Source organism: Bradyrhizobium sp. Arg816, from assembly GCF_029989365.1.
Taxonomy (GTDB): domain Bacteria; phylum Pseudomonadota; class Alphaproteobacteria; order Rhizobiales; family Xanthobacteraceae; genus Bradyrhizobium.
In genome coordinates this window covers 61,993-74,139 of record NZ_JAPRAQ010000022.1, presented here as the reverse complement: position 1 = coordinate 74,139, position 12,147 = coordinate 61,993, and the positions used below count along the sequence as shown (strand labels likewise).

The following is a 12,147-nucleotide window of genomic DNA, read 5'->3' as shown; positions in this document are numbered from 1 at the left end:
GTACGAAGAAGTGAATTAGCCTTTCAACTTTTCGGCAAGCGTGTGACCGAGGCGGGCGGGAGACGGCGACACTGTAATCCCAGCCGATTTCATCGCATCGGTCTTGGAACCGGCGTCGCCCTTGCCGCCGGAGATGATCGCGCCGGCATGGCCCATGCGGCGGCCGGGAGGCGCGGTGACACCGGCAATGAAACCGACCATCGGCTTCTTGCGGCCGCGCTTGGCCTCGTCCTTGAGGAACTGGGCGGCGTCCTCCTCGGCGGAACCGCCGATCTCGCCGATCATGATGATCGATTCGGTCTTGGGGTCGGCGAGCAGCATTTCCAGCACGTCGATGAACTCGGTGCCCTTGACCGGGTCGCCGCCGATGCCGACCGCGGTGGTCTGGCCGAGGCCTTCCTGCGAGGTCTGGAACACGGCTTCATAGGTCAGCGTGCCGGAGCGGGAGACGATGCCAACGCTGCCGGTCTTGAAGATGTTGGCGGGCATGATGCCGATCTTGCACTCGCCGGCGGTCATGACGCCCGGGCAGTTCGGCCCGATCAGGCGCGACTTGGAGCCGGCCAGCGAGCGCTTCACGCGTACCATGTCGACGACAGGAATGCCCTCGGTGATGCAGACGATCAACGGGATCTCCGCGTCGATGGCTTCGCAGATCGCATCGGCCGCGCCCGGCGGCGGCACGTAGATCACCGACGCATCGGCACCGGTCTTCTCACGCGCCTCGCGCACCGTGTCGAACACCGGCAGGCCCAGATGCGTGGCGCCGCCTTTGCCCGGCGAGGTGCCGCCGACCATCTTGGTGCCGTAGGCAAGCGCGGCCTCCGAGTGGAAGGTGCCGTTCTTGCCGGTGAAGCCCTGGCAGATGACCTTGGTGTTCTTGTCGATCAGGATGGACATGAGGTCTGCTTTCGCGAACTAACGAGTGAGAGGTCAGTGGATGCGGCGGTAGATGCCGGTGAGCACGTCGGCCCAGCCTTCCGCGTCCGGCGAGAACTGGATCTTCAACGAGTAGGAATCGTCGTCGATGATTTCGTAGACGTGGCGCGCATTGCCGCGGAGCGAGCCGCGCACCAGCGTCAGGGTCTTGCCGACCCAGCCGCCGGAGGCGGGCGAGGGCGGCGTGTAGCCAAGCGAGTCGTACCAGAACAACTTGTAGGTCCGGTCTTCACGATCGTAGGTGAAGAGGCCGTGGGTGGCGAAGACCTGCTTGCCGTCGCGGATCTGGACAGCATCCTGGATCAGGTAGAATCCGTTCAGGTCCATGCGGGCGACGACATGCGAAGTTGCCGGCCCACCCTCCGTCCAGCGTGACGGGAAGACCACCTCTTCGCCATTCCATTCGCCGGCGAACGCGGCGAGGCGCGTGTGCTCTGCAAGCGGAGATGATGCGGCGAGATGGTCCTGGGTCATGGCCTCAGCCTCCCTTGACGGCCTTCACGATCTTCTGCGCGGCGTCGTCGAGATTGTCGGCCGGCACCACGTTCAGGCCGGATTCGCGGATGATCTTCTTGCCGAGCTCGACATTGGTGCCTTCGAGGCGAACCACCAGCGGCACGCTGAGGCCGACCTCGCGCACGGCGGCCGTGACGCCTTCGGCGATCACGTCGCACTTCATGATCCCACCGAAGATGTTGACCAGGATGCCCTTCACGTTGGGATCGGCGGTGATGATCTTGAAGGCGGCTGCGACCTTCTCCTTGCTGGCGCTGCCGCCGACGTCGAGGAAGTTCGCCGGCGCCATGCCGTAGAGCTTGATGATATCCATCGTCGCCATGGCGAGGCCGGCGCCGTTGACCATGCAGCCGATGTTGCCGTCGAGGGTGACGTAGTTGAGGTCGTATTTCGACGCCTCGATTTCCTTGGCGTCTTCCTCGGTCTCGTCGCGCAGCGCGAGCACCTCGGGATGACGGAACAGCGCGTTGTCGTCGAACGACACCTTGGCGTCGAGCACGCGGAGCTGGCCCTGCTTGGTCACGACCAGCGGGTTGATCTCCAGCATCGACATGTCCTTGGCGACGAAGGCGGTGTAGAGCTGCGCGGTGAGCTTCTCGGCCTGCTTGGCGAGATCGCCGGAGAGTTTCAGCGCGTTGGCGACGGTGCGGCCGTGATGGCCCATGATGCCGGTCGCGGGATCGATGGAGAAGGTGACGATCTTCTCAGGCGTGTTGTGCGCGACGTCCTCGATGTTGACGCCGCCCTCGGTCGACACCACGAACGACACGCGCGAGGTCTCGCGGTCGACCAGGATCGAGAGGTAGAACTCCTTGTCGATGTCCGAGCCGTCCTCGATGTAGAGGCGGTTGACCTGCTTGCCGGCGGGGCCGGTCTGGATCGTCACAAGCGTGGCGCCGAGCATCTGCTTGGCGAATTCGGCGACCTCGGCGGCCGACTTGGCGATGCGCACGCCGCCCTTGTCGCCGGCCGAGGCTTCCTTGAACTTGCCCTTGCCGCGGCCGCCGGCGTGGATCTGGCTCTTCACCACCCAGACCGGACCCGGGAGGGCCTTGGCGGCGGCTTCCGCGTCCGCGGGCTTCAGGACGGGGACGCCCTTGGAGATCGCGACGCCGAACTCGTTCAGCAGCGCTTTGGCCTGATATTCATGGATATTCATATGGTCGCTCCCTGAACCCGCGGGCGGTGACCTCTTGGGCCCACCTCAGTCTTGTGGCTGGCATACCATATACCACAGGAACTGCAACCCGGATTCTTTGACATCGAGATCTCTGGACTGCCGAACCGGGCGCCTGCCCTGTCAAGCAGGCCCCAGAAGTGAAACCGCCGAAGACCGGATTTCGGTCTTCGGCGGGGATTTTTGCGCTTAGCGGCCGAGAAGATCGGGTGCGATCTTCTTGCAGGCATCGACCAGGCCCTGTACGGCGCCGACCGACTTGTCGAAAGCCTCGCGGTCCTTGCCGGTGAGCTCGATCTCGACGACGCGCTCGACGCCCTTGGCGCCGATCACGACGGGCACGCCGACATACATATCCTTCACGCCGTATTCGCCGTTGAGGTAGGCGGCGCTGGCCAGCACGCGCTTCTTGTCCCGCAGATAGCTCTCGGCCATCGCGATCGCGGAGGCGGCAGGCGCGTAGAAGGCCGAGCCGGTCTTGAGCAGATTGACGATCTCGGCGCCGCCGTTGCGGGTGCGGTCGACGATCTCGTCGAGGCGCGCCTGCGAGGTCCAGCCCATCTTGACGAGGTCGGGCAGCGGAATGCCGGCGACGGTAGAGTACTTCACCAGCGGCACCATGGTGTCGCCGTGACCGCCGAGCACGAAGGCGGTGACGTCCTCGACCGAGACGTTGAACTCGTCGGCCAGGAAGTAGCGGAAGCGCGAGGAATCCAGCACGCCGGCCATGCCGACGACCTTCTTGTGCGGCAGGCCCGAAGCCTTCTGCAGCGCCCACACCATCGCGTCGAGCGGGTTGGTGATGCAGATGACGAAGGCGTCGGGGGCGTATTTCTTGATGCCGGCGCCGACCTGCTCCATGACCTTGAGGTTGATGGAGAGGAGATCGTCGCGGCTCATGCCGGGCTTGCGCGGCACGCCGGCGGTGACGATGCAGACTTTGGCGTTGTCGAGGGCTTCGTACGAATTGGCGCCGGTATAGTGCGCGTCAAAACCGTCGACCGGCGAGGACTGGGCGATGTCGAGCGCCTTGCCCTGCGGCACGCCCTCGGCGATGTCGAACATCACCACGTCGCCCAGTTCTTTCAGGCCGATGAGATGAGCCAGCGTTCCGCCGATCTGACCGGAGCCAATCAAAGCAATCTTGTCGCGCGCCATGTGAACCTGTCCTTTAGACACGTTAAGGAGGGGAAAACTGAGACGGGTGGTTATCCCTTTCGCTCCCCCCGTTCAAGTCGGTGGATGCCCAATTGTCGGGCTTGGCGAATATTGAAGCGCATCCCTGTCATTCCGGGGCGCGACGAAAGTCGCGAGCTACGATGCGCAATTGCGCATCTGAGAATTCATAACCACCAGCGGGAGTACGGATTCCGGGCTCGTCGCTTCGCGACGCCCCGGAATGACAGCGCTGGCAAATAGGACTTAAGTCTCCACCAGGCCCTTGGTGGAGCCGCTGGCGGTGGAATCCTTGCGGCCGTGAGGCAGCGCCAGATAGGATTCCGAGCTCATTTCGATCAGGCGCGACGCCGTCCGCTTGAACTCCATGGCCTCGTTGCCCTCGTGGGCGAGGTAGAGCGAGATCGGATTGGCATCAGCCGAGGCCATCAGCTTCACGGCATTGTCATAGAGCGTATCGATCAGCGTGATGAAACGCTTGGCGGCGTTGCGCTGGGAAAAATCCATCACTGGAATATGGTCGACCAGGATGGTGTGATAGTCGTGCGCGAGGCGGAGGTAGTCGGACGCGCCGAGCGGTTTTTCGCAGAGATCCGCAAATCCGAACCGCGCCACACCATGGGCCGAGCACGGCACGTGCAGGATGCGGCCCTTGAACGAAATATTGCGCGACTTGCATTTGGCGCCGCCGGTCATCTTCGACCAGGCGCGGTCGAGGGCTGCGTCCGCATCGCCGTCGGCCGGCGTCAGCCACATCGGCACGCCCTGAAGCTTTTCCAGGCGGAAATCCGTGCGCGCATCGAGCCGCAGCACGTCCATGTGGTCGGTGATCTGCTTGATGAAGGGCAGGAACAGCGAACGGTTCAAGCCGCCTTTGTAGAGATCGTCGGGCGCAACGTTGGAGGTCGCGACGACCACGGTGCCGAGCTCGAACAGTTTTGCGAACAGGCGGCCGAGGATCATCGCGTCCGCGATGTCGGTGACGTGGAATTCGTCGAAGCAGAGCAGCCAGCTTTCCTCGAAGATCGCGTTCGCGGTCAGCGCGATGACGTCGCCATCGGCGATCTCGCCGCGCGAGATGCCCTGGCGATAATCGTAGATGCGCTCATGCGCTTCCGCCATGAACTCGTGGAAATGCGCGCGGCGCTTGTGCTCGACGGTACTGTGCTGGAAGAACAGATCCATCAGCATGGTCTTGCCGCGGCCGACTTCGCCATGGACGTAGAGCCCGCGCGGCGCCTCGTCCTTGTCGCCGCTGAACAGACGACTGAGCAGACCCTGCTTGCGCTGCGGCTTGTAATTCGCGAGCCGGTGGTCGAGGGCCGCATAGGCTTCGGCGATTTCGGCCTGCGCAGCATCGGGCTCGATCGCGCCGGACGCGATCTGGGCCTGGTACGCCTCGTGGAATGAGGAACTGGGGGTGGAGAGCATGGCTCTTTTCCGCCAGAGATGCGCGGAAATTGCAAGCCGTCAATTGGTGCGGGGCGCTATGCGTTCCGTGTCCCGGACGCGCTGCGGCACGCAGTGACGCTGCGCAGAGCCGGGACCCACTGTTTCGTTCATTGCCGTGTCGCGATGGGCCCCGGCTCTGCGGCGCACCGCTACGCGCTGCACCGCGTCCGGGGCACGAGAGCGGTGCTACTCACACAGCTCGTAGGCGTCCTCGACTACATAGGGGCCGCCGCCGGTCGATGCGCGTGACGAGAACAAGACAAAACGTTCGGCCATGAACGCCTTGCTCGGGAAGTAACCGCGCAGCGAGAGATAGTCGGCGACGTCGCGGTCGGACGCGTCGTGCAGCCGGGCCAGCGTGACATGCGGGGTGAACTTGCGGCCTTCAGGATCGAGGCCCATCCGCTGCATCATGCGTTCGAGCTCGGCCTGCAATTCCATCAGCGGCTTGCTCGGCGCGATGGTTGCGACCACCGCGCGCGGCTTGCGGCCGCCGAAGCTCGTGAGCCCCTGCACCTTCACCTCGAAGGGCTTGCGATCGACGCGAAACAGCATCGATGCGATCTCGTTGGCGGACATGCCGTCGATATCGCCGATGAAGCGCAGGGTAACATGATAATTTTCGGGATCGACCCAGCGGGCGCCGGGAAGGCCACCCCGCAAATTGGAAAGCGTCTGGCCGATCTCGGCCGGAATTTCCAGACCTGTGAACAGACGCGGCATCGTTTCGCACTCCCGATGCTTGGGCACGATCCCTGGGAAGGATCATATCCAAATTGTAGAGCCGGCGACGAATCACCGGTACCCTGATTCCTATCGCAGTTGTGTGACTCTGCGAAGCATCGCGCGCCTCACCCCGGTAAAACCCTGGGAATTACGGTTAGCGCTGCCCGCTTTTCAGCGGCGCTGCTCGCTTATGTTGCGCAAAAATGCCTCCACGGTGGGCATGATGTTGTTAACGATGATGTCGACGCCGGCCGCGGTCGGATGAATGCCGTCGGCCTGGTTGAGCTTGGCGTCGGCCGCGACGCCGTCGAGGAAAAACGGATAGAGCGGCACGTCGAATTTTTTCGCAAGATCCGGATAAATCGAATTGAAGCGCGTGGCGTAGTCCGCGCCGTAATTCGGCGGCGCCAGCATGCCGCACAGCATCACCGCGATCTTGCGTGCCTTCAATCGCTGGACGATGTCGGTCAGCGCGGTCCGCGTCAAATCGGGGTCGATGCCGCGCAGCGCGTCGTTGGCGCCGAGCTCGATGATCACGCCGTCGGTTCCGTCCGGGACCGACCAGTCGAGCCGGTCTCGGCCGCCGGACGAGGTGTCGCCGGACACGCCGGCATTGGTCATGTCGACCGCTATGCCTTTGGCCTGAAAGGATTTTTGAAGTTTTGTGGGGAATGCGTCCTGGGCCGGGAGGCCGAGGCCGGCGCTCAGGGAATCGCCGAGAACGACAAGCCTGACCGGCTTTGCCGCTTCGGCCCATGCCGGATCCGCCGCCGTCATCAAAGCGAACATCAACACGGCTATGTGCATGAACAATCCGTAACGCCTCTCGACCGCGTATGCGGAGTTGCCATATGACCGGACCATGGACAGTCGCATCGAAACCTCTTCGCTCGCCGGCACCGCGCCGGACACCATCGCCATCTCCAACGTCAATCTTTCATTGGGTACGGGCGCGGCACGCGTTCACATCCTCAAGGATATCAGCCTGCGGGTCGCCTCGGGCGAGACGATCGGCCTGATCGGCCCGTCAGGCTCGGGCAAATCCACGCTGCTGATGGTGATGGCGGGGCTGGAGCGTCCTGATAGCGGAGAGGTGGTGGTGTCAGGCACGCCTTTCAATGCCCTCGACGAGGACGCGCTGGCCCGCTTCCGCGGCCGCCAGGTCGGCATCGTCTTCCAGTCCTTCCATCTGATCCCGACCATGACGGCGCTCGAGAACGTCGCCGTGCCGCTCGAACTCGCCGGCAACCCTGACGCTGCAAGACGCGCGGCGCAGGAGCTGCAATCGGTCGGGCTCGGCGATCGCCTGCATCACTATCCGACGCAACTGTCCGGCGGCGAGCAGCAGCGCGTCGCGCTCGCCCGCGCGCTGGCGCCCGATCCCGCCATCCTCGTCGCGGACGAGCCGACCGGCAATCTCGACGAGGCCACCGGAAAACAGATCGTCGATCTTCTGTTCAACAAACACGCCGAGCGCGGCATGACGCTGGTGCTGGTCACGCACGATTCCTCGCTCGCACAGCGCTGCGATCGCGTGATCCGCCTGCGCTCCGGCCGCATCGACACCCAGTCTGCGCCGGCATGAGCATCGCGGCCGAACCGTTCGCGAAGCCCAACGGCGTCGCGCTGTCGCTGCGCTACGCGCTGCGCGAATTGCGCGGAGGCCTGCGCGGCTTCTATGTCTTCATCGCCTGCATCGCGCTCGGCGTGATGGCCATCGCCGGCGTCGGCTCGGTGTCGGCAAGCCTGAGCGACGGTCTCGCGCGCGAGGGCCGCACGCTGCTCGGCGGCGACGTCTCCTTCGTGCTGTTCCAGCGCGAGGCGAAGCCCGAGGAAGTCTCCTTCCTGCGCTCGCGCGGCACCGTCTCGACAGCCGCGACCTTGCGAGGCATGGCACGCTCCGCCGACGGCCAGCTCGCGCTGGTCGAGATGAAGGCGGTCGACGACACCTATCCGATGCTGGGTCAGCTGACGCTGGCGCCGCCGCTGCCGATGTCCGACCTGCTCGCGGAGCGCGACGGCGCGTTCGGTGCCGCCGCCGATCCGACGCTGCTGGCGCGGCTGTCGCTGAAGACCGGCGACCGCGTCACCATCGGAAGCGCGACCTTCCAGATCCGCAGCACTGTCGAAGCCGAGCCCGACAAGCTCGCCGGCGGCATCGGTTTCGGGCCGCGCTTCCTGATCAGCGAGGCGGGCCTGCGCGCCACCGGCCTGATCCAGCCCGGCAGCCTGGTGCGCTGGGTGTACCGGGTGAAGCTGCCTGACACCGGCAACAGCGAGCGCGCCACCGACGCCTTCATCGCGGACGCGCGCAACGCCGCGCCGCAGGCCGGCTGGGAGATCCGCAGCCGCTCCAATGCCTCGCCGCAGCTCGAGCGCAACATCAACCGCTTCACGCAATTCCTGACGCTGGTCGGCCTCGCCGCGCTCCTGGTCGGCGGCGTCGGCGTCGCCAATGCCGTCAAGAGCCATATCGACCGCCGGCTCGAGGTCATCGCGGCGTTCAAGGCGGTCGGCGCCACCGGCCGCGACGTGTTCGGCATCTATCTGGCGCAGGTCCTGCTGCTGGCGGGAATTGGCTCGGTGATCGGCCTTGCGCTCGGCGCCGCCATGCCGTTCGCCATCGTCGGCCTGTTCGGAAAGCTGCTGCCGCTGCCGGTGGTGCCGGCCATGCATGCCGACGAGCTCGCGCTGTCCTTCGTCTATGGCCTGCTCACGGCGCTCGCCTTCGGCCTGTGGCCGCTCGGGCGGGTGCACGACGTGCCGGTCGCCGCGCTGTTCCGCGACACCATCAGCTCCGAATGGCACCGGCCGCGCTGGAGCTATCTCGTGTTCATGGCCGGCGTGATCGCGCTGCTGATCGCGGTCGTGATCGGATTGTCCTTCGACAAGCGCATCGCCGCGGTGTTCGTGGCCTCCTCCGTCGTCGTGTTCGCCCTGCTCCGCGGCATCGCCGCCCTGCTGATGACGATCGCGCGCCGGCTGCCGCGCACGCGCCTGCCGATGCTGCGGCTGGCGATCGCCAACATCCACCGGCCGGGCGCGCTGACGCCCTCCGTCGTGCTGTCGCTCGGGCTCGGGCTCGCCGTGCTCGTCACCATCACCCAGATCGACGGCAATCTGCGCCGGCAGTTCCTTGCGGCCCTCCCCGAGCACGCGCCGTCGTTCTTCTTCATCGACATCCCGAGCACGCAGGCCGAGCAGTTCGACGGCTATCTGCGCCGGATCGCGCCGGGCGCAAAGGTCGAGGACGTGCCGATGCTGCGCGGGCGCATCGTCGCCGCGCGCGGGATCCGTGCCGAGGACCTCAAGCCCACCACCGATTCCGAATGGGTGCTGCAAAGCGACCGCGGCCTGACCTACACCGCCGAGCTGCCGAAGGGCTCCAAGGTGGTCGAGGGCGAATGGTGGAGCGCCGACTATTCCGGCCCGCTGCTGGTCTCGATGGAGAAGAAAATCGCCGACGGGCTCGGTCTCAAGCTCGGCGACGAGATCGTGGTCAACGTGCTCGGCCGCGACATCCCGGCCAAAATCGGCAATCTGCGCACCATCGACTGGCAGGGCATGGGCATCAATTTCGTGCTGGTGTTCTCGCCCAACGCCTTCAAGGGCGCGCCCCACACCCATATCGCGACGCTCACCGAGGCCGGCGGCACTGCGGCCGGCGACGGCAAGATCATCAAGCAGGTCGCCGACGCCTATCCGATGGTGACGAGCGTTCGCGTGCGCGAGGTGATGGAGACGGTCGGCTCGGTCGTGACCAATCTGGCGCTCGCGATCCGCGGCGCCAGCGCGGTGACCCTGATCTCGGCGATCCTGGTGCTGGGCGGCGCGCTCGCCGCCGGCCACCGCCACCGGGTCTACGATGCGGTGATCCTCAAGACCCTCGGCGCGACCCGGCTGCGGCTGCTCGGCGCCTATGCCCTCGAATACCTGCTGATCGGACTTGCCACCGCGGTGTTCGGCGTGATCGCCGGCAGCATCGCGGCCTGGATGATCGTGACGCGGCTGATGACACTGAGTTTCATCTGGCAGGCCGGCAGCGCGGCCGGCGTGGTCGCGGCGGCCCTGGTGGTCACGGTCGGACTTGGGCTCGCCGGGACGCTGCTGGCATTGAACAAAAAGCCCGCCACGGTGTTGCGGAATTTGTGACAAATGGTAGCGGGCGACCCCGCGATGTCGGAATCGCACGATTCCAGCGATTAACCACGTCTGCTCGCCAGGATTGCGGGCGAGGGCGACATTCAGCCGCGCGTGGACGGTTGCAGCGAATGTGTTAGTTTCCCACATATCCAATGGGTTCGGAGCCCCGATTATGAGCCAGAATTTAGTCGGCACAGATCGGTATCCGAGATAGAATTTGACGAACCGGCGGCATGGCGACCCTCATGCCGGACCGGGCTAACCAACGGGAATTCGACCATGTCGGACCTAGACCGTAACTACGCTTCTCCTTTCGGCAGGGCCGCCGGGCGTGTTGACGCCGCGACGGTCGATGCCGGCCTGCGCGCCTATATGCTGCGCATCTACAATTACATGAGCATCGGCCTCGCCATCACCGGCCTGGCCGCGCTCGGCGTCTATATGGCCGCCGTGACCGACGTTCCGACTCCGGAAGCCGTCCGCGTCGGCAAGCTGTTCCTGACGCCGTTCGGCTACGCGATGTTCGTCAGCCCCCTGAAGTGGCTGTTCATGCTCGCGCCGCTCGCAATGGTGTTCGTGATCTCGGCGGGCATCAACCGCCTCGCCCCCTCGACCGCGCAGATCCTGTTCTGGGTGTTCGCGGCGCTGATGGGCATCTCGCTATCCTCGATCTTCCTGGTGTTCACGCACACCTCGATCGTGCGGGTGTTCTTCATCACCGCGGCCACGTTCGGCGCGCTCAGCCTCTACGGCTACACGACCAAGCGTGACCTGACCGGAATGGGCTCGTTCCTGTTCATGGGCCTGATCGGCATCATCATCGCGAGCCTGGTCAACCTGTTCCTGGTGAGCTCGATGCTGCAGTTCATCGTGTCCGTGGTCGGCGTGCTGGTGTTCGCTGGCCTCACCGCCTGGGACACCCAGCGGCTGAAGAACGACTACATCTACGGCTACGCCTCGGCCGGCGGTGACATCGCAGAGCGTGCGGCCATTACCGGCGCGCTGTCGCTGTACCTGAACTTCATCAACCTGTTCACGCTGCTCCTGCAGCTCCTCGGCCAGCGCGACTAAGCGCTTCGACGAGGGAACGGATACGAACCCCGGCCGAGAGGCCGGGGTTTTTGTTTGGGCCGGGATGCGCCGCACGCCCGTAGCCCGGATGAAGCGAAGCGCAATCCGGGACAGGCCTATCTGCGGATACGACGGCCCCGGATTTCGCTGCGCTTCATCCGGGCTACGAGCGTCACCTCTCTCCTCGTCCTTGCGAGCGCAGCGAAGCAATCCAGGGACCCTCCGCGGGCGCATTTCTGGATTGCTTCGCTGCGCTCGCAATGACGGCGGCGAGGCGGCTTCGCCCCCTTCCAGCCGTCTCGGGAAGGCTCTAATCTTCCTCCCATGTCCGCACCTGAGATCAGGCCCGCCATTGAGGCCGACCTTCCCGCCATCACCGCCATCTACCAGCAGGCCGTTCGCGAGGGCACGGCGACGTTCGAGCTGGAACCGCCCGACCTCGCCGAGATGACGCGCCGCTACCGCGCATTGATCGACGGCGGCTATCCCTATTTCGTCGCCATCCTCGACGGCCGCGTCGCCGGCTATGCCTATGCCGGCGCCTACCGGCCGCGGCCGGCCTACCGCTTCACGGTCGAGAACTCGATCTATCTCGATCCCTCGTTCCACCGCCGCGGCATCGGCTCGTTGCTGCTGGAGCGGCTGATCACCGAATGCGAGGCGCGCGGCTTCCGCCAGATGATCGCGGTGATCGGCGATTCCGCCAATGCCGGTTCGATCGGCGTGCACACGCGCGGCGGTTTCAAGATGATCGGCACGCATCCCAATGTTGGCCTGAAATTCGGCCGCTGGCTCGACACGGTGATGATGCAACGCGACCTCGGCGAGGGCGCGAGCACCGTGCCAACCAAGTAGGACAGTCTCGTAGGGTGGGCAAAGCGACTTGTCCGCCGTAGCTCGGAGAGCGAAGGCGGAAGCGTGCCCACCATTTGCGACGACAGGGAAAG

Annotated in this window: 11 protein-coding genes; 4 read left to right on the top strand and 7 right to left on the bottom strand. The window is 65.1% G+C overall.

What is annotated here, in order from left to right:
• Positions 1-15 precede the first annotated feature (15 nt).
• The 7 genes from sucD to OWC48_RS35575 all read right to left on the bottom strand — a co-directional run bounded on the left by sucD (position 16) and on the right by OWC48_RS35575 (position 6,793).
• Positions 16-900, bottom strand: coding sequence for a succinate--CoA ligase subunit alpha (gene sucD / locus OWC48_RS35605; RefSeq protein WP_014490620.1), 885 nt, complete (start codon positions 898-900; stop codon positions 16-18).
• Positions 901-933: 33 nt separating this feature from the next.
• Positions 934-1,413 carry a DUF1579 family protein gene (locus tag OWC48_RS35600; protein WP_166053462.1) on the bottom strand — a complete coding sequence of 160 codons (480 nt, stop codon included), beginning with the start codon at positions 1,411-1,413 and terminating at the stop codon, positions 934-936.
• Positions 1,414-1,417: 4 nt separating this feature from the next.
• Positions 1,418-2,614: an ADP-forming succinate--CoA ligase subunit beta gene (gene sucC / locus OWC48_RS35595; RefSeq protein ID WP_282524179.1), complete on the bottom strand. Its 1,197-nt coding sequence runs from the start codon at positions 2,612-2,614 to the stop codon at positions 1,418-1,420.
• Between the two features lie 207 nt (positions 2,615-2,821).
• Positions 2,822-3,790, bottom strand: a complete 969-nt coding sequence (gene mdh / locus OWC48_RS35590) for a malate dehydrogenase (RefSeq protein ID WP_063980412.1) — start codon at positions 3,788-3,790, stop codon at positions 2,822-2,824.
• 264 nt (positions 3,791-4,054) lie between these two features.
• Positions 4,055-5,239 (bottom strand): cell division protein ZapE, encoded by a 1,185-nt coding sequence (gene zapE, locus OWC48_RS35585; protein WP_282524178.1) that lies wholly within the window; start codon positions 5,237-5,239, stop codon positions 4,055-4,057.
• Between the two features lie 207 nt (positions 5,240-5,446).
• Positions 5,447-5,983 carry an RNA 2',3'-cyclic phosphodiesterase gene (thpR, locus tag OWC48_RS35580; RefSeq protein WP_282524177.1) on the bottom strand — a complete coding sequence of 179 codons (537 nt, stop codon included), beginning with the start codon at positions 5,981-5,983 and terminating at the stop codon, positions 5,447-5,449.
• Between the two features lie 174 nt (positions 5,984-6,157).
• Positions 6,158-6,793, bottom strand: coding sequence for an arylesterase (locus OWC48_RS35575; RefSeq protein WP_282524176.1), 636 nt, complete (start codon positions 6,791-6,793; stop codon positions 6,158-6,160).
• A gap of 55 nt (positions 6,794-6,848) precedes the next feature.
• On the opposite strand from OWC48_RS35575, the gene OWC48_RS35570 reads away from it, so the two are divergent.
• The 4 genes from OWC48_RS35570 to OWC48_RS35555 all read left to right on the top strand — a co-directional run bounded on the left by OWC48_RS35570 (position 6,849) and on the right by OWC48_RS35555 (position 12,055).
• Positions 6,849-7,571 carry an ABC transporter ATP-binding protein gene (locus OWC48_RS35570; RefSeq protein WP_071908649.1) on the top strand — a complete coding sequence of 241 codons (723 nt, stop codon included), beginning with the start codon at positions 6,849-6,851 and terminating at the stop codon, positions 7,569-7,571.
• Positions 7,568-10,138: an ABC transporter permease gene (locus tag OWC48_RS35565; RefSeq protein WP_282524175.1), complete on the top strand. Its 2,571-nt coding sequence runs from the start codon at positions 7,568-7,570 to the stop codon at positions 10,136-10,138. Before OWC48_RS35570 ends, OWC48_RS35565 begins: the two co-directional genes overlap by 4 nt.
• 270 nt (positions 10,139-10,408) lie before the next feature.
• On the top strand, positions 10,409-11,200 hold the full coding sequence (locus OWC48_RS35560; RefSeq protein ID WP_282524174.1) for a Bax inhibitor-1/YccA family protein: 792 nt from the start codon (positions 10,409-10,411) through the stop codon (positions 11,198-11,200).
• 324 nt (positions 11,201-11,524) lie between these two features.
• On the top strand, positions 11,525-12,055 hold the full coding sequence (locus OWC48_RS35555; protein ID WP_282524173.1) for a GNAT family N-acetyltransferase: 531 nt from the start codon (positions 11,525-11,527) through the stop codon (positions 12,053-12,055).
• Positions 12,056-12,147: the final 92 nt, after the last annotated feature.